The sequence below is a fragment of the Streptomyces sp. NPDC041124 genome (genome assembly GCF_055592385.1).
This window is the reverse complement of sequence record NZ_JBVIYR010000010.1, coordinates 154,300-171,930: the sequence shown is the minus strand read 5'-3', so window position 1 is coordinate 171,930 and position 17,631 is coordinate 154,300. Positions and strand designations below refer to the sequence as shown.

Genomic DNA, 17,631 nt, shown 5'->3' with positions numbered 1-17,631 from the left:
GAACGCCCCACCGGGGAGCGTCTCGCACTGCGGCGGGCAGGAGGAGGAGTCCGGTCGCCGGGGCGGCTGAAGCCGCATCCCCCTCGCTACCCCCCACCCTCCGCGCCACGACGCCCTTCGCCGCACCGCCCTTCATGAGCTGAAGCGGCTATACCTTCCCATGGAAGTGAAAGCGCCGTCAAACTCTACTGGCTGGCTTGCGTGCGCTCGACCCGAGGACGATGAGCGGACCGTGCCGACTACCCCGCCCCGCAACCGGCCTCCACCAGGAACGGGCTCGGCTGCCCGGTCCACGAGACGTACAGGCCGTCCCGGGCCCGGGTGCAGGCGACGAACAGCAGGCAACGTTCTGCGGCGAGGTCGGCCTCATGCTGGAGCCGGTCGACTTCCTCCGGGGTGATGGCCGAAGGGTTCGGCAGAGCGCGGTCGTCGACGCCGACGACGGCGGTGTAGCGGTACTCGAGCCCTTTGAAGGTGTGCATGGTGCCCACGTTGACCGCGTCGTCGGTGCGGGCGGCTCCCGCGCGGACTCGGCTGGCGGGGACCCCGGCCGCGATCAGGCGGTCCTTGGCCTTCTCGCAGGTCTTGTTGAACCGCGCGCAGATCCCGATCTCCCCGTACGCGGCTCCGTTGTCCACCCACGCGCGCACCTGCTCGATCAGGGCGTCGAGTTCGGCATCCTCCGTCTCCGCCTCGTGGACGCGCGGACCGGATCCGTGCAGGGACGAGCTGTACCCGATCAGGGTGTCGTGCCGTCCGCTGTCGGCCAGTTCGGCGTAGGGGCGGCCGAGCAGGAGTCCCGTCGCCCAGCTCAGGATCTCCTGGGTGGAGCGGTAGTTCTTGCGCAGCTTGGTCGAGCGGCCGGCGACGTTGATGCCGAGGGACTTCAGCGACACTCGGTTGTCGTAGATCCGCTGGTGCGGGTCGCCCGCGACGAACAGGTCGTCGGGGCGCCGCGGGGCGGCCGCGCGCAGCATCCGCCACTGGGCCGGGTGGAGGTCCTGGGCTTCGTCGACGACGATGTGCCGGTAGCACGGCCCCTGCCCGGTCAGCAGGTCGGTCGCTTCCACACAGGTGCCGAGGTAGGTGCGCAGCCCGTCCTCGGCCAGCCGCCGGGTGAACTCCTCCACGGTCCGCCACACCAGCGGCCGGGCGGAGGACGGCAGCGCGCTGCCGCGGCCCCGGCGCTCGCAGCGCTCGTACTCCTCCTGGCTGCGGATGTCCTGGGCGAGGACGACGTGCTTGTACTCCTGGGCGAGGAACTGCGGGGTGCCGGTGAAGCCGGTGGCCTCCGCGGCCTGCTCCCACCGGGCAGTCTCCTCGTACCCGGTGAGCGGTCGGCGCGAGGTGTTGACCACACGTCCGGCGAAGGCGTCGACGGTCATGACGTCGACCCGGTCGCGCAGGTCCGGGTGGTCGACGAGCAGGCAGAGCCCTTCGGTGAGGGCGTCCACGAGGGCATTGGTGAAGGTGGTGAGGAGGATGCGGTCGCCGTCGCGCAGGTGCCGCAGCAGGTGCCGCACCCGGTGGAGGGCGACGACGGACTTCCCGGTGCCGGGCCCGCCGGTCACCTGCGCGGGGCCGGAGTACGACGGGCGGTAGGCGACCTTGTGCTGGGCGGGGTGCAGGAAGATCCGCCAGGCGGTGAACGGCTTGTCGAGGATGTCGCGCAGTTCGTCGGCGTCCGTGACGACGGCGATCCGGGTGCGGGTGTGGGCGATGGCGGTCGCGTAGTCGGTGGTGTCGACGGGCTCCTGCGAGGCCGCGTCGGCCAGCGCCGGCACGACGACCTCCTGCCACGTCTGTTCGACGCCCGCGCCGAGGGCAAGGTGCTCCAGCACCTTGTACTGGTCCGGCGGGAAGAACCGCCCGAAGACGTCGAGCTGTTCCAGGCTGGTCAGCACGCGTGCCTGCGCGAGGGTGGTGGCGTCGATGCCGAGCGCGGCCATCTCCCCGTCGGAGACCTTCGCGAAAAGCCGCTGCTCCTCGGCGGGCGCGACGCGTTCGTAGGTGGGGGTCAGCTCCTCCAGGGTGGCGATCTCGCGGAGCTCCACGGCGCCGGTGACGGCGTTGATGGTCGCCTTCTGCCGCACCGCCCACTCGGTGGCCTCGTCGTGCGGGCCGACCCGGAGCAGCACGAAGGTGTCGCCCGTCTCGGGCGCGAGGACCACGCCGCGGTACCCCTGGGTGATCCGGATGGTCCGGATCTGCCGGTCCCTGGCCCTCTTGAGGGATTCCAGCTTCAGGCCGGGGTCCCTGAAGAGCTGGTCGAGAGTGAGCCGTTCGAACTTCTCCCAGGCGTCGAAGACGCCGTTCCTGACATGCTTCTCGAGCTTCTCCAACTGCTGACAGAAGGCCTTGTCGAGGGCGAGATGCGGCATGTCGGGAGTTTAGGCCGCCTCTGCGTGGCCGTGGGCCGCGGAGGTTCGTTCAGTGGCTGCCGTCCAGGTTTCGCCGGTCACTCACCGCCGAGTTCCCGGCTGCCCGGAGGCATCTGATGGCCAACCCTCTCAACCGGTTGCCGGGCCTGCCCCACGGCACCGGCCAGGCCGCCCGCCGGGAGACCGACGATCCGCCGGTCGGCGAAGAAGTGATCGCGGAGGGATTCCCTGAGGGCTCACTGGACCAGTTCGATGTGGGGGTGGGAGGGGTCGGCCGGGCAGGCGTGGAGCTGGAGGTGGTAGCCGCCGACGATGTCGATCAGGGTGAAGTTGCCGTCTCGGGCGCCCAGGGGAGGCGGGGCCGAGCTCGACGGTTCCTCCTCGGCGATCCAGGACGCGCCGATGCCGTCCCATTCCGAGGAGGCGATGGTGAGAAGCGGGACCGCCTCGGTGCCGCACTCGGGGCAGGGGCGGTCGACGGGGTCGATGTCGCCCCAGCTGGTCCAGCCGCCGGTCTTCCAGCCGGGAGCGGTGGAGAGGCCGCCCAGATAGAGCTCGCCCAGATCATCCATGTCGTACTGCGCGGGGTCGATCGTCCCCCAGCGGCTCGTGTCCTCCAGCTGGGCCCGAAGCTCCTCGTCCAGCTCCCCGGGGTGGGGGAAGTCGGTGACCTGCTCCGGTGAGAACAGGCACGGCTCCGGGAGGTAGGAGCCGTCCTGGATGACCGGCGGCTCGGGCGGTGCGTCGAGGACGTCGGTGACGGCGGCGGAGGAGCGCCAGAAGAGCGCGGTCCTGGGGTGAGGGCGTTCCGCGTGGTCGAAGGGGCACCACAGGACCTGGAGGAGGTCCGCGTCGGCCGGGCGGAGGAAGGGGACGTCGCGGGCATAGAGCTGGGCGACGGGCAGGAGGGGGATCGGGCCGTCGAACCACGGGCGGCCCGCCCCGATCCGCTCCCAGATCGCCTGTTCCTCGGGGGTCCGCTGGGGTGCCTCGGGGTCGAGGCGCAGCCGCTCGGCCGATGCGGCACGGACGCGGCGGAGGAGCCGGATGTCGTCCGGGGAGTGGACCGTCCGCGCCACGTGCTTGTCGTGCGGCTCGTCGCAGTACGGCCACGGCTCGCCGGCGGGCCACAGCAGCGGTCCGCCGACGGAACTGTCGTGCACGGTCGGGGACCCGGGGCGCGGGTGCAGTCGGGTCGCCGTGCGTGCCAGCGGAACCAGTTGAGGGAAGAGCGCGGTCACGTCGACCGGCCGCGGCGGGGTGGTGAAGGTGGCGTTCACGGCGGTGATACTGCCAGCAGCCTCTGACAGCAGGCGCGCCGATCCACGTCGGCCGGCACCACACGGCTTCCCCGGGTCGGCAGCTCTTCGGCCGGAGTGAGGAAGCGCAGGCCTTGCTGGCGGCGTTCGCCGCAGTGATTCCGCCGGTCGGCCTTCCCGGTGCGGGGCTGGGGCCCGGTTACCCGCCGTCGAGTTCCCGGCGGAGCATGGCCAGGACCTCCGCGGCCTCGGCGGCCACGTCGTGGTGCGGGCCATGGACAAGCACGACGTCCTCGTACAAGGCCTCCAGACAGGATCGGGCCTCCTGCGTGTTGCCCTGGCCGATCAGCAGTACGCCGATGTCACGGCGCAGCTCCACGGCGGCGTCGCTGACGTCGCTCTCGACGGCCCGTTCCACCTCGAGGACGGCTCGGAGTTCCGCCAGTGCCTCGGTCACCTGGCCGAGTTCGCCGCGGCAGCGGGCGGCCTGGGCGCGGCAGTCGCGGGCGGCCTCGTCGGTCGGCCCGTTGATGCGGCCGTAGGCCTCGGCGAGCGTCTCGAACTCGGGCAGGGCCGCCCGGTGGTCACCGGCCAGCTGCCTGCTGTACGCACGGCGTCGCCGCAGCCGCAGGACGGCCTTGTTCTCCGCGCCAAGGGCGCGCGCCAGCGGCTCGATCATCTCGCCCGCGACCTCGGCGGCCTGCGTGTAGCGCTCCTCCTCCATGAGGGCGATGTAGTGCTCGTCGACCTCCCGCAACCGCGCCCGCAGCAACTCCCGTTCCGGAGGCGACACCACATGCTCGGCGACCTGGCCGGGAGCCGCCGAGCCCGGGGCGACCCGGGGCCGGCTCTCGGCCCGGGCGCGGGGCGCGTAGGGGCGGCGGTAGAGCCCGGTCGGGTCCGGCGCACCGGGCGGCCCTGCCTCCCCGAGGGCGGAGGACTCACCGGGCGCGGGCAGGAACGGCATCAGCCGCTCGTACACCTCCTGCACGTCCACCGGTCGGCTCTCCGGCGTCTTGCGCAGCAGATGCAGCACCAGCGCCTCCAGCTCCTCCGGCACGTCCGCCCGCAGCTGCCGCAGCGGGGTGGGCGCCGCCCGGACGTGCCGGTCCATCAGCTCGAAGTCACTGGGGGCACTGAACAGTGCCCTGCCGCAAAGGAGTTCGTGGAGGACACAACCGAGGGCGTAGAGGTCGGTGCGCGGGGTGACCCGGGTGCCGCGCACCTGCTCGGGCGCCATGTACTGATGCGTGCCGATCGGCCGGCCGGAGGCCGTCAGCCGGGTGACGTCGGTCTGAAGCATCGCCGCGACACCGAAGTCGAGGACCTTCACCGTGCCGTCGCGTGCGACCAGGATGTTCGACGGCTTGAGGTCGCGGTGCACCACCGGTACGTCGTGCGCGTACGACAGCACGGTGGCGACCTGCGCCGCCACCGCCACCGCCCAGCTGACCAGCAGGGGCCGCTCCTCGTGTACGTACCGGGTGAGGGGGACACCCTCCACCAGTTCCATCACGAGGAACAGGTGCTCGTAGCCGCTGTCGAGCACCGCGTCGTACACCTGCGGTACACCCGGGTGCTGGATGCGGGCGGTGATCCGCGCCTCGCGGCGGAAGCGCCGCTCCAGCTCCTCGGCCAGCTGCGGCGTGGCGGCGACGGCCTGCGGCCGGATGCGCTTCACGGCGACGGGCCGGTCCAGCACCGCGTCGTACCCCCGCCACACGTCCCCCATACCGCCGTTGCCGAGCCGCTCCAGCAGCTCGTAGCGGCCCGCGATCGGTCTGTCCGGCACCTGTCCCCGCCCCGCGTCCTCACCGGCGCTCGCTCGTTCTCCCGAGCCCCGTCGGTCGCGGCCAGTTTCCCCGGAAAGGGATCACTGCGTCCAGCCGGGTCCTACGAGGGCGCGGTGGACGGGCCGGATCGCGCCACCGTGTCCAGTGTGTCCACCGTGTATTCGGCCCAGACCGTCTTGCCCGGGCCGTCCGGGCGCGGTGTGCAGCCCCAGCGGTCGGCGAGGGCCTCGACGAGCAGCAGACCGCGTCCGCCCTCGCCGTCGTCCGTCGCTGTGGCGGGGAGGCGGGGGAGGCTCTCGCCCCGGGTGTCGGTGACCTCGATCCGTACGGTGCGGGTGGCCGGGGTGGCGGTCAGACACAGGCGGAAGTCCCGGCCCGCCACGTGCCCGTGCCGCACGGCGTTGGCGCACAGCTCCGCGGCCACGAGCGTGACGGAGTCGTGCGCGTCGCTGTCGTACGGGACGCCCCAGGCGTCGAGGCAGTGTTCGCACATGCGCCGGGCGAGGCGGGCGCCGCGCGGGGTGGAGCTGAAGCGCATCGTGAACCGGTGCACCGTGACGGGTGATTGTGTTGCGGTCATGCACTCACGGTGGCGTGGTGTGGCCTAGCGTGACCAGTGGTGACGCGCTGACGCGGTGGGGAGTACCCGCGGGCGCACACCGTGTACAGGGCGGTACGACCGCGTGACGGCGGAAGTGGGGTGTGCGGTGACGGGTGAGGGTGAGGTGCCGGAGCAGCGGCAGGCGGAGGACGAACCGGCGCGGGGGGTCATCGGGGCGTTCGGACGGCAGTTGAAGCTGCTGCGGCTTCGGGCGGGGATGGAGCGGACCGAACTCGGCAAGCGGGTCGGGTATTCGGCGGACACGATCGCCTCGTACGAGCAGGGACGGCGAGTGCCACAGCCTCGGTTCATCGATCAGGCGGACGAGGTGCTGGACGCGGGCGGGGTGTTGATGGCCATGAAGGGGGAGGTGGGGCGGGCGCGGTATCCCGTCTTCTTTCAGGATGCTGCCCGGCTTGAGGCAAAGGCCTCCGCGCTGAGTGTGTATGCCGTCTACGCCGTGCCTGGCTTGCTGCAAACCGAGTCCTACGCCCGGGCTGTCTTCCACATGGAACGCCCCCTCCTCAGTGACGAGGTGATCGAGGAGCGACTTGGAGCACGCCTGCTACGACAGGAGATCTTCAGCCGTCAGCCGGCCCCCTTGATGAGCTTTGTTATCGAGGAAGCGGTACTCAGAAGACCACTCGGTGGGGCGGAAGTCCTAAGGGAGGCTTTGGAGCACATCCTGCTATTGGGGCAGTCCCGGAACGTAGAGATCCAAGTCATGCCGATCGGACGTGCCGACCACGGTGCACTCGGCGGTCCCTTCACTCTGATCGACACCGACGACGATCAACGGATCGCGTACGCCGAAGTGCAGGACCACAGCCGTCTCCATACGGACAGCAAGTATGTGCGTACGCTGGAAGCGCGTTATGGCATTCTCCGGTCACAAGCGCTGACCCCGAGCGAGTCGGCAGCGTTCATTGTGCAACTGATGGGAGAGACATGAGCGCCCAGCGGACCGAGCCGTCTGTAGGCGATGTCGGATGGATCAAGAGCAGCTACAGCACGGGGAACGGCGGTGAATGCGTCGAGGTCGCTGCCGTTGCTGACGCTGTGCTGGTACGGGACTCCAAGCACTCCGCCGGGCCCATCCTGTCGCTCGGGCCGAAGGCGTGGGCCGAGTTCGTGCAGAGGGCCGCGCGCGGCTGAGGCAGACGCGTCCTGGGGCACCGGCACCGGGTGGGTGCCGGTGCCCCAGGAGCTGTCAGAAGTCGTCCAGCCCTTCCTCCCGGCGGATCATCCGCCAGGCCGCGCGGCGGGCGCTGCGGTCGAGGTTGGACTTGAAGTCCCGGTCCGTCCCGAAGTACCGCTTGCCGAGCGTGTCGATCGTGGAGACATGGTCCATCATGTTCTCCTCGAACTTCTTGTCGAAGACGACGCCGAAGTTCTCCTCGTCGTTGACGAGGGCGGCCGCCCGAACCTTCGGGTCCTTCTTCGTCGCGTTGAAGGCCGGGAGGACGTCCTCCTCCGTGAACTCCGTGCCGAACTTCGCGTTGAACTTCTCGATCAGGTCCGACAGCAGCGACTTCTCAGCGTCCTTCCCGCCGCCGACCCCGTCACCGAACCCCTTGAGCTCGGCCGGACCCTCGGACACGAGGGACTTGTCGTGCTCGCCGGTCTTCTCGACGCGCAGGTGGCTGAGATCGACCTCCCCTATGTCGACGCCACCGTCCGCGAGGCGAGGCAGCCGGTTGAGCAGGTAACGCCCGTACAGGTACAGACGCTCCAGGTCGGCGTCCTGGTACGGGACGATCTGCGCGAGGAAGCCGTACTTGCGGACGTAGTCGTTGAGGTGAGCCCGGAACCCCTCGGCCGTCTCGACGTCGTCCTCCTCCTCGCTCTCCAGGAGGGTGCTGAAGCGGGTGACGGCGGGGGAGAGGAGCCGGTACAGCTCGGCGTGCAGCTTCTCCCACTTGGCCTGGGAGCCGCCGGCCTTCTCCTGCGCCTCGAAGTACGCGGCGACGAACTGGTCCATGTCCTGCTCCGAGATGATCGGCGCGGACATGACGCGGCTCTGGGCCGTGTAGAGGAGGTTCGGGTCGGAGGGCAGGGTGAGCGCCTCCTCGAAGTACGGGCGGAAGGCGTCCTGGATGTCCTCGGCCTCGTTGACGAAGTCCAGGACGGCCAGGTCGGCCTGCGACTTGCGGTCGGCGGTGCGGTTGAGGCGCGAGAGCGTCTGCACGGCGGCGATGCCGGTCAGCGTCTTGTTGACGTACATCGTCGTGAGGAGCGGCTGGTCGAAGCCGGTCTGGTACTTCTCGGCGACGACCAGGATCCGGTACTCCTGCTGCCCCTTGCCGCCGGCCTGCGCGGCCTTGTCGTCGGCGCGGGTGTAGGCGAACGCCTTGGGCAGCGCGCTCTCCGGCAGACCGCCGTTCTCCTTGCTCTCGGTGGTCTCCTCGCCGTCGAGGGTGAGGGAGCCGGAGAAGGCGACCAGGACGCCGAGGTCCGGGTACTTCGTGTCGTACGCGCGGTCGGCGATGTAGCTCTTGATGGCGCGGGCCATCTCCACGGCGGACTGGCGGGACGCCGTGACAACCATGGCCTTGGCCCGCCCGCCGAGCCGGCCGCGGGTGTGGGCGACGAAGTGCTCCACGATCACCTGCGCGTGCTGGGACACCGTGTGCTCGTGCATGAGCGCGAACCGGGCGAGCAGGCTGTTCGCCTTGGAGGGGTCGACCTCCTTCTCGTCGCGGTTGAGGTTCGCCAGCTTCCAGTAGGTGTTGTAGGTGACGTAGTTGCGCAGGGGGTCGAGGATGAAGCCCTCCTCGATGGCCTGGCGCATGGAGTAGGTGTGGAAGGGGCGGTAGACCGTCTCGCCGTTCTCCACGGCTTCCGTGCCGAAGAGTTCGAGCGTCTTGGACTTGGGGGTCGCGGTGAAGGCGAAGTAGGAGAGGTTGGCGGCCCGGGAGCGCTCGACCGCCTTCGCCTTCAGCTTGTCGTCCACGGTGACCGTGGTCGCGCCCTCGTCGTCCGAGTCGGCGTCCAGGCCGAGGTCGCGCAGGGCGGACTTCACGGCGGTGGCGGCGTCACCGGACTGGGAGGAGTGCGCCTCGTCCACGATGATCGCGAAGCGGGTGCCCTTGATCTCGGTCGGGTTGCGCTTGATGTAGTCGAGCAGCGCCGGGAACGAGTGCAGGGTGACCGTGACGATCTTCCCGGTGTCCCTGGAGAGCGCGCGGGCGAGCTGCTCGCTCTTCGCCCCGTGCTTCTCGTCGACCTTCACGACCAGGCCGTCGGTCTGCGAGAAGCTGCCGACGGTCGCCGAGAGCTGGGCGTCCAGCGCGCGGCGGTCGGTGATGACGATGACCTTGTCGAAGACGGGTTCGCCCGGCTTGATGCGGCCGTCGGCGAGGGCGTCGGGCCGCAGGACGGCGGGGTCCTGGCGGGCGTGCAGGTCGCTGAGGCGGTGGGCCAGCCAGCCGATGGTGTTCGACTTGCCGGAGCCGGCGGAGGCCATGACCAGGTAGTTCTGGCCGGCGCCGTGCACGGACGCGTGCGCGGTGAGCTTGCGGACCACGTCCCACTGGTGGAAGCGGGGGAAGATCGTCGTCTTGGTGGTGCCGCCGCCGGGGGTCTTGTGCTTCTGCTGGTGCACGAAACGCTGGAGGAGGTCGAGCCAGTTGTCCCGCTGCCAGACCTCTTCCCAGAGGTAGGACGTGGCGTACTTGCCGTGGGCGGTGGGTGCCGGGTTGCCGGCCCCGCCGGGCTGGCCGGCGCCGTTGGAGCCGGTGTTGAACGGCAGGAAGCGGGTGCTCTTGCCGCGCAGTTGCGTGGTGACGAAGACCAGGTCCGGGTCGACGGCGAAGTTGGCGATGACGCGGCGCGTGAAGATCAGTTCGGTCGGGTCGCGGTCGGTCCGGTACTGCTCCTTGGCCTGCTCGACGCCCTGACCGGTGAGCGGGTTCTTCAGCTCGGCGGTGGCGACGGGGATGCCGTTGAGAAACAGGGTCAGGTCGAGGCGGTGGCCCCAGTCGGCCTGCTTGGTGGCGTAAGGGAGCTCGCGGACGACGGTGAGGCGGTTGGCGCGGTAGCCGTCGAGGACGGAGGCGTCGGAGATGAGGTTGGGCTTGAAGTAGGCGACGCGGAGCCGGACCCCGCGGTCCTTCACGCCGTTACGGAGGACGTGGAGCAGCCCGTCGTCGGCGATGGCCCGGTCGAGACGCTGCGCGAAACCGCGCTGCGCCTCGTTGGGGTTGCCGCCGTAGACGGTGAGGAGCTCGTCCCACTCGTCGGGCTGGGTCGCGCCGATGAAGGTGAACAGCTCATTGGTGTCCAGGCCGAGGTCGGGCTGGTAGTCCTCGGGGTTCGCCTCGCGCCAGCCTCGTTCACAGAGGGCGGCGACGATGGCGGAACCGAAGGAGGACTCGTCGTGCGCGGGGCTCATGCGGAGACTCCTTCGGTTACGTTGCGGCCGCTGGCGGTGGAGACGTCGAACTGGCCGGTTACGGCGGCGGTGATGAGGGCGGAGCGTCGTTCAGCCAGCAGGCTGTTGGAGCGTCGGATCGCGTCCTGAAGCTTTCGACCCGGGCCGATCTCCCGTTGTACGGCGGTCACGATGGCTTCCTGCTCGTCCAGAGGGGGAACAGGGGTACTCAGGGCCAGGAACGATTCCGGGTACAAACGGAGGCGTGAGGTCCAAACTCCCTTGGAGTAACGGGTCATCTCCGTGACGTACTCGGGAGTCCTGAAGAGCAGGTCGAAATACTCGGGCAGCGTGTCCTGCGACGTGAAGCGGTAGACACCGTATGCCGGGCTGACGATGCCCTCGTGTCGGGACACTCCAAGCGCCCCCATCCAGGCCCAGAGCGTGTTGATGATGAGGTCTCCTGGCTGGCACTTCTTGTATCCGACCAGCGACTCGGCCTGAAACATGTACACGGTCTTCTCACGTCGTGGCGTGACACCTGTGAGATGAGAAACCGTCAGGAGTTCCTCACCGCCGTGCTGTGAGGGGTCGTTGACCTCGCGCATGAAAGTCTTGTTCCGCTTGATCGCCCAGTGGGACGGGATCGAGCCGAGGGGGCCGATTCCGCTGTCCTTGAAAGCGGTCTGTGCGTTTGTTCCTCGAAGGCAGTGCTGGCTGATCAAAGCAATGCGACGCTCGTCGATGAGAGACGAGGCTTGCTCCTTCGCAGCGACGAGCGTGTCGATACGCTTGGTCTCGGCGTCGAGGAAGTCGGCAATCCGGCGTTGTTCTTCAAACGGCGGAAGCATGATGCGTTCGTTTAGGACATCGGTCGATGAAAGATGTTTGACGGTGGTGGCGAAGGTTAGATCGTTGATGATTCGCAGTGAGGCCGGCAGCGCGTAGGCGACGAAGCGCATGTCCACTTGGGTCCGTTGGCGAAGCAGGCAGAGTCGCTGATTGAGAGCTGCCACACCGCGGTCCCATACGACCAGATTAAAGTCGCCGTCCATACCGATGACAACGTCTCCGTCCCTGAGGAGCGCGGACGGGGGAATATCGCCGGTCACGTAGGTCTCGAAGTCCTTTTCGGCGAGATCCCTAATGCGAACGAGTGGGATATCACCGTTCGGGCCAAAGCTCTCCGAGGGGAACGGGTACCCGTTAGTCAGGCAGACGAGATCGCCGATACGACGGACTTTCCAGTCATCCGGAAGTGTCTTCGATTCTGCTACAGAGCGTACATCCCATGCGAGACTCATTCCGTGACCTCCCCCAGCAGGCGCTGAATCTCTGCCTCCAGTGTCTTAAGTTCCGCGTCAATTTCGATCAACGGCCGCGGCGGCTCGTACACGTAGAAGTGCCGCGTGAACGGAATCTCATACCCGATCTTCGTCTTGCTGTGGTCGATCCACGCGTCCGGCACGTGCGGGTGGACCTCCCGCTCCAGGTACTCCTCGACGTCCTCACCCAGCGGGACGTTCTCGTAGTCCCGCAGCTCTACGTCCGGCTCGGGCTGCCCCTTGACGCGCTGGACTTCGCCTTCCGGGTCCCGTACCCCGACGACCTCCCGCAGCGCCTTGTTGAACGGCGCCCCCGTCGGCCACGTCCCGCCGGCCTGCACCACCGCGTCCTTCAACGCGAGCCAGGCCTCCTGCTTCGTGCCCCAACTCGTCCCCATCAGGGACTTGAAGGCGTCCGCCAGGACCGAGGCCTGTGGCAGCTTCTGGATGGCCTTGGACGCCTCCAGCGCCGCCAGGGTCTCCTCCGTCACCTCGAACCGCAGTTTCAGCGGGCGTTCGACGGTGATCCGCTGATACCCGAAGTCCTCGTTCCGGAAGACCTTCACCTTCCCATGCAGCGGGTGCTCGGCGTCGCCCGCCACCGCCAGCGCCTCGCCGTACAGCTTGACCACCGTGGCGATGTGCTCCTTGCCCAGCTGCTTGCGCTTGTCGCCGAGAGACTTCCGCATCTTCTGCCACTGGTCGCGGGCGTCCAACAGCACGACCTTGCCCTTGTGGTCCGGGCTCTTCCTGTTCGTCAGGATCCAGAAGTACGTGGAGATGCCGGTGTTGTAGAAGAGCTGGTCCGGCAGGGCGACGATGCCCTCCAGCCAGTCGTTCTCCAGGATCCAGCGGCGGATCTCCGACTCGCCCGAGCCGGCCGCACCCGTGAACAGCGGCGAGCCGTTGAAGACGATCGCCAGGCGTGAGCCGCCCCCGCCGTCCACGTCGACCGGCTTCATCTTGTCGATCATGTGCTGGAGGAACAGCAGCGAACCGTCGTTGATGCGCGGCAGGCCCGCGCCGAAGCGGCCAGCCTCGCCGAGTTCCCTGTGTTCGCGCTCGACCTCGTCCTTGACCTTCTTCCACTCCACGCCAAACGGCGGATTCGCCAGCATGTAGTCGAAGGTCTTGCGGGCGTGGCCGTCATCCGAGAACGAGTTGCCGAAGCGGATGTTCTCCGGGTCCTGGCCCTTGATCATGAGGTCGGACCGGCAGATCGCCCACGACTCGGGGTTGAGCTCCTGGCCGAACACCTCCACCGTGGCGTCCGGGTTCAGCTCCGTGATCAGGTCGTCCATCGCGGAGAGCATGCCGCCCGTGCCGCAGGCCGGGTCGAGGACCGTGCGCACCGCGCCCGGAAGCTGGAGCGCGTCGCCGTCCGGGGCGACGAGCAGCCGCACCATGAGCTGGATGACCTCACGCGGGGTGAAGTGCTCACCGGCCGTCTCGTTGGACTGCTCCGCGAAGCGGCGGATCAGCTCCTCGAAGATGTAGCCCATGTTGTGATTGGGCACGACCTCGGGACGCAGGTCCAGGTCGGTGAACTTGCCGATGACCTGGTAGAGCAGCCCCGCGCTGTCCAGCCGCTTGATCTGCTGGGCGAACTCGAAGCGGTCGAGGACACCGCGGGCGTTGTCGGAGAACGCGCCGACGTACACCGCCAAATTCTTCGCCGCGTTCTGCGGGTCCGCCGCGATCTTCTTCAGGGTCAGGCTGGACCGGTTGTAGAAGGAGTGGCCCGAGGCCCGGCGCAGGAAGCGGTCCGGGTCGATGTCGCCGTCCTTGTACTGCTCCGCGATCTCGGCGACCTTCTCGCGGGTCGGTTCCAGCACGCACTCCAGTCGCCGCAGCACCGTGAACGGCAGGATGACCTTGCCGTAGTCGGACTGCTTGTAGTCCCCCCGCAGGAGGTCGGCGACGGACCACGCGTGGTTCGCCAACTCCGTGTGCTTGCTGCTGTTCAAGACTTCTTCCGTTTCCCTTCCGGGGCTCATACGGATGACTGTGCGTGCGGGGGAGGGATGGTGTGTCCTCGTCCGTCCGCATCTGGTGTGGGGGTGGTGCCGGAGCCTAGGCCGGCCGCGGCACCAGTTGCCCGCCCGTGAGCCCCCCGCTCACGAGCTGTGCCGTCTCCTCGGCCAAGTCCCTCGTGCGCCGCGCCTGTTCACGCAACGCTTCCACATGCCGGAAGGCCTCGCCGTACCGGCGCTGCTCCTCCAGGGGCAGCAACGGTACGCGCAGTCGGCCCGGCGTGAGGTGGAGTGTGGAACTGCCGGTCGAGGCGCCGGCCAGGTTGGCCTCGGAGCTGAGGAAACCGAGGAGGAACCAGGGGTCGAGGCGCGCCGGGTCCGGGCGGAACAGGTGCACGCCCGCCCCCAGCAGGGCGCCTGCCTCCGCCTCGCCCGCGACCCGGGCCGCAGGACCCGTGCCGCCGACCAGGTTGCGGACCAGAACGTCGCCCTTGGCGATCTCCGGCATCTGCTCGGCCTGCACGTCCAACGCCTGCCCGGTCGGTCCGGATCCGCCGGCAATGTCACGGCCTGTCAGGACCGGGCGACGGTCCATGCCGTCGGCTCCCGCCTCCGTGTGCCCCGCCTCGGCGCCCGCTGCCCGCGGCGAGACCGGAACCGCGCGCAGCACCTTCAGCGCCCCGCCTCGGGCCAGGTCCGACACCGTGGCCGTGCGCCAGTCGCGGGCCGAAGCCCCCGCCGCGGCCCACGCCGCCGTGTCGGCCAGTTCGGCCACCGTCCGCACCGCCGCCGCCAGTCCTTCGCGGGCCGACGTGGCCTCGCGGGCCAGTTCCTGCGGGTCGATGTCGGCCTGAGAGGCCCGGACCTGACGCGCGGGCGTCACGTCGACCACCTCGTCAAGCAGGTCGACCACGCTCACTGCCCGCGCCACACCGGCCTGCGCCTCGAACCCGTCCGGGTCCTCGGCGTACGCCGTCCACGCGGAGAGAATCTGCTCCGTCACCCGCGCCCAGTCCACCGAACCCGAACGGGTACCGCCGCGCCCCGGCGCCGACGGCTCGTCGACGGTGTCGACGAAGAGGACCGTCTGGTACGCCGGCCGCGTCGGCTCCGGGCGTTGCAGTATCCACACCTGGAGGCCGATGTGGAGCGGGATCGCCGCTCCCGGCGGCAGGGCCGCCACCGCGCGCAGTGCGCCGCTGCGGATCAGCTCGGCGCGGATGCGGCGGCCGGAGGAACGGGACGCCGTCGCCGGCGGGAGGAGCAGCACGGCGTGGCCGCCCGGTTCGAGGTGCGCCAAAGCGTGCTGCACCCATGCCAGTTCGGACTCGGCCCGGGGTGGGAATCCGTACGCCCAGCGGGAGTCGTAGGCCAGGTCGTCGTGACCCCAGTCCCGGTCGCCGTAGGGCGGGTTGCACAGCACGGCGTCGACGGTGAGGTCGGGGAAGGCGTCGGCGCGCAGGCTGTCGCCCGTGCGCACGGTCACGCCCGCGCCCTCCCCGGCCGTCAGGAGCAGGTCTACCGCGGCACGCCGTGCCTGGACAGGCAGGCTGTCCTGCCCGTACAGCTTGCGTGCGCCAAGCGCGGCGGCGGCCGTCAGCAGAGTGCCGCTGCCGCAGGCGGGGTCGAGGACGTGGGCCGGGGAGCCCGGGACCAGACGGGCCAGCAGGTCGGCGAGCGGGGCCGGCGTGCGGTACGCGCCGCTCGCGGCGCTGTCCTCCAGCTCCCGCTCCGCCAGGACACCCAGCGTCGTCTGCGCGCCCTCGTCACGGATGCAGAGCAGCAGGGCGCGCAGGACGGTGGTGTCGGCGGCGGTGAACCGGACGGGCTCGGTGTCCGGCACCACGTCCGCCACCCCGGCTGCCGCGTCGTTCGCCTGCTTCACCAGGTCGTCGTCGGGCAGTGCGAGCAGACCGGCGAGGTCGTCGGCGGGACGGCGGGCCGCTGCGAGGACCAGTACGAGCAGGTCGGACACACCCGCACCCCCCTGTTCTCGCAGACGCAGGGTCGTGCGCAGCTCCCCGCTGGGTGTGGCCGCCGTGTGCTGTCCGCGCGAGGCGAGCCAGGCGCGGACCTCCTCCAAGTCGTAGAGCGGACTGCTGTCCGTGCCGCCCGCAGGGACGGGGAAGTCCTCGTGCCGGCGGCGCCAGTTGCTGACGGTGGCGCGCGTGACGCCCGCGATGCGGGAGATCTCGGCGGCTGTCACCTGGGCTGATGGTGCAGAGGGCTGCGGCATGAGTGAGGTCCTGGCTCTGATGGTCGGCGTGGTCACACCATACAGCACGCGTCAACTCGCGCAAGCTGTTGGACAGTGCTTTCGCGGCTGTGCTTACATGGTTCTGCTTCCGCCGGTAGGCAGCAGTCTACGGCGTGGGGCGACAGTTCCATGGCCACAGCCATGCCTCAACGCGCTCCGAACACTCGGAGCAGTCACAGCCCTCATCTGCCCGTCCCGCGCCGTCCGGCGGGTGGTGGGGGCCACGAGGGGTTCGAGGCGGGGCGACGGCTTATCGACCAACCCAGGGGGGACCCATGCGTCTGACCATGCCGACCGGCACGCCGGAAGGAATCCCGCTCACCGTCATGCCGTTCCGCGAGGACGCGGTCATCGGCACCATGTCCCTCGCGACCCTGGTGCGGCTCGTGCCGTCGCCGCGTCAGGAGGAGGACCCGCGCGCCCTGAAGACCGCGTCCGGACACGACCGGCGCCGCGCCGAACTGCGCGCCACCGTGCAGCGGACGCTGAAGTCCCAGAAGGGCAAGAACATCCCGGACTACGCTGAGTACATCGCCGCCGGCGTCCTCGGCAAGCACGGCTCCGCGTGGTCCACGCCGCCGATCACCCTCTGGCACGCGGGCGAGGTCGCCGCGATGAGCGACGAACTGGTCGCCGGGTCCGGTCTGCGGACCCTTACCGTCGCCCCGGACGCCATGGTGATCGCCATCGACGGTGAGACCCAGACCACTGCCTGGCACGACATCTACCGGGACCCGGAGTCCTTCGGCCTCACCTACACCGAACTCGGCCGACGGGTGCGCATCCCCTTCGAGCTCTACCTCGGCATCTCCCCGGCCGACGCCCGCCAGATCTTCTACGACCGCAACGTCAAGGGCGTCGACGTCGCCAAGAACCTGGCCATGTCCATGGACCAGCGCGACCTGGCCACCCGCCTCGCCTACACGGTCGGCGAGAAGCTCGAGGTCGAGTCCGACGGGCAGCGGATGCCGTTCGCCAAGCTGGTCAACACGGGCAAGCGGCAGCTCACCAAGACCGACAAGGAGGTGGTGACGCTGTCCGCGCTGCGGGCGCTGATTGTCACCACCGTCTTCGGTGCCAAGGGTGTGCAGTATTCGGCGGCCAACGTCAACGAGGGTGACCTGCCTTCCCACACCGACGCCGATGAGGTGACGACGGTGGTCGTCCGTCTCGTGTCCCGGCTCATCGAGGACCGTTTTCCGGACTTCGCCCGACGCAGCGCGATCACGGCCCCGGCCGTGATGGCGGGCCTGGGTGTCCTGCTGCACCGCGCGACCCCGTGGTGCGCCCCTCACGACGCGATGAGCTACGACACCGTGGAGCGCCTGCTCGCCGACGTCCGCTGGGAGCGCGAGCCCGTCTACTGGGACGGCGTCTGCGCCAGCGTGGGCGCCACCGGGCGTCTCAACTTCAGCGGCGGTGTGAAGGACTCCGCCGGCCGCGTCGCGGGCGCGCTCCTCGACCCGCACAGCGAGCCGGGCCGGAAGATCCGAGGGATGCGGAACTGAACAGGCCTGCGGCGCGGATCTGCTGACGCCGAGACCTTCCCAGCCGAACGCTCCTCCCCGGACGAGGCCCTAGCCGCGGGCACGGCCCACGGCTCCCGCACCCGGTGTGCGTGGCGACCAGGGTGCTATGCCGCGCCCGGAGCCGACCCTGTCCGGTCGGTC

At 69.5% G+C, this 17,631-nt stretch carries 11 protein-coding genes; 3 read left to right on the top strand and 8 right to left on the bottom strand.

Annotated features, from left to right (window positions below; translation table 11 throughout):
• Positions 1–239: 239 nt before the first annotated feature.
• The 4 genes from ACZ6A9_RS25890 to ACZ6A9_RS25875 all read right to left on the bottom strand — a co-directional run bounded on the left by ACZ6A9_RS25890 (position 240) and on the right by ACZ6A9_RS25875 (position 6,013).
• Entirely contained in the window at positions 240–2,381 is a 2,142-nt protein-coding gene (locus tag ACZ6A9_RS25890) for a UvrD-helicase domain-containing protein (RefSeq protein ID WP_468989639.1), read from the bottom strand.
• A gap of 236 nt (positions 2,382–2,617) precedes the next feature.
• Positions 2,618–3,661 (bottom strand): hypothetical protein, encoded by a 1,044-nt coding sequence (locus tag ACZ6A9_RS25885; protein WP_468989636.1) that lies wholly within the window; start codon positions 3,659–3,661, stop codon positions 2,618–2,620.
• 178 nt (positions 3,662–3,839) lie between these two features.
• A complete protein-coding gene (locus ACZ6A9_RS25880) occupies positions 3,840–5,432 on the bottom strand; it encodes a serine/threonine-protein kinase (protein ID WP_468989633.1) in 1,593 nt (530 codons plus the stop codon).
• A gap of 101 nt (positions 5,433–5,533) precedes the next feature.
• A complete protein-coding gene (locus ACZ6A9_RS25875) occupies positions 5,534–6,013 on the bottom strand; it encodes an ATP-binding protein (protein WP_468989630.1) in 480 nt (159 codons plus the stop codon).
• Positions 6,014–6,116: 103 nt separating this feature from the next.
• Here ACZ6A9_RS25875 and ACZ6A9_RS25870 point away from each other — a divergent pair, with 103 nt between their 5' ends.
• On the top strand, positions 6,117–6,986 hold the full coding sequence (locus ACZ6A9_RS25870) for a helix-turn-helix domain-containing protein (protein WP_468989627.1): 870 nt from the start codon (positions 6,117–6,119) through the stop codon (positions 6,984–6,986).
• Positions 6,983–7,189, top strand: coding sequence for a DUF397 domain-containing protein (locus ACZ6A9_RS25865; RefSeq protein ID WP_468989625.1), 207 nt, complete (start codon positions 6,983–6,985; stop codon positions 7,187–7,189). Before ACZ6A9_RS25870 ends, ACZ6A9_RS25865 begins: the two co-directional genes overlap by 4 nt.
• Positions 7,190–7,244: 55 nt before the next feature.
• On the opposite strand, the gene ACZ6A9_RS25860 is transcribed toward ACZ6A9_RS25865, so the two are convergent.
• The 4 genes from ACZ6A9_RS25860 to ACZ6A9_RS25845 form a co-directional block, all read right to left on the bottom strand.
• Positions 7,245–10,427, bottom strand: a complete 3,183-nt coding sequence (locus ACZ6A9_RS25860) for a type I restriction endonuclease subunit R (protein ID WP_468989623.1) — start codon at positions 10,425–10,427, stop codon at positions 7,245–7,247.
• Positions 10,424–11,710: a restriction endonuclease subunit S gene (locus ACZ6A9_RS25855; RefSeq protein WP_468989621.1), complete on the bottom strand. Its 1,287-nt coding sequence runs from the start codon at positions 11,708–11,710 to the stop codon at positions 10,424–10,426. The genes ACZ6A9_RS25860 and ACZ6A9_RS25855 overlap by 4 nt, the downstream gene beginning before the upstream one ends.
• Positions 11,707–13,698 (bottom strand): type I restriction-modification system subunit M, encoded by a 1,992-nt coding sequence (locus ACZ6A9_RS25850; RefSeq protein WP_468989618.1) that lies wholly within the window; start codon positions 13,696–13,698, stop codon positions 11,707–11,709. The genes ACZ6A9_RS25855 and ACZ6A9_RS25850 overlap by 4 nt, the downstream gene beginning before the upstream one ends.
• Before the next feature lie 106 nt (positions 13,699–13,804).
• Positions 13,805–15,910 carry an N-6 DNA methylase gene (locus ACZ6A9_RS25845; protein WP_468989615.1) on the bottom strand — a complete coding sequence of 702 codons (2,106 nt, stop codon included), beginning with the start codon at positions 15,908–15,910 and terminating at the stop codon, positions 13,805–13,807.
• Between the two features lie 326 nt (positions 15,911–16,236).
• Here ACZ6A9_RS25845 and ACZ6A9_RS25840 point away from each other — a divergent pair, with 326 nt between their 5' ends.
• Positions 16,237–17,469, top strand: coding sequence for a DNA sulfur modification protein DndB (locus ACZ6A9_RS25840; RefSeq protein WP_468989612.1), 1,233 nt, complete (start codon positions 16,237–16,239; stop codon positions 17,467–17,469).
• The last annotated feature ends 162 nt before the right edge of the window (positions 17,470–17,631 follow it).

Coding starts and splice junctions, on each gene's coding strand:
- ACZ6A9_RS25890 (WP_468989639.1), bottom strand. CDS start 2,381: ATGCCGCATCTCGCCCTCGACAAGGCCTTCTGTCAGCAGTTGGAGAAG.
- ACZ6A9_RS25875 (WP_468989630.1), bottom strand. CDS start 6,013: ATGACCGCAACACAATCACCCGTCACGGTGCACCGGTTCACGATGCGC.
- ACZ6A9_RS25865 (WP_468989625.1), top strand. CDS start 6,983: ATGAGCGCCCAGCGGACCGAGCCGTCTGTAGGCGATGTCGGATGGATC.
- ACZ6A9_RS25860 (WP_468989623.1), bottom strand. CDS start 10,427: ATGAGCCCCGCGCACGACGAGTCCTCCTTCGGTTCCGCCATCGTCGCC.
- ACZ6A9_RS25855 (WP_468989621.1), bottom strand. CDS start 11,710: ATGAGTCTCGCATGGGATGTACGCTCTGTAGCAGAATCGAAGACACTT.
- ACZ6A9_RS25840 (WP_468989612.1), top strand. CDS start 16,237: ATGCGTCTGACCATGCCGACCGGCACGCCGGAAGGAATCCCGCTCACC.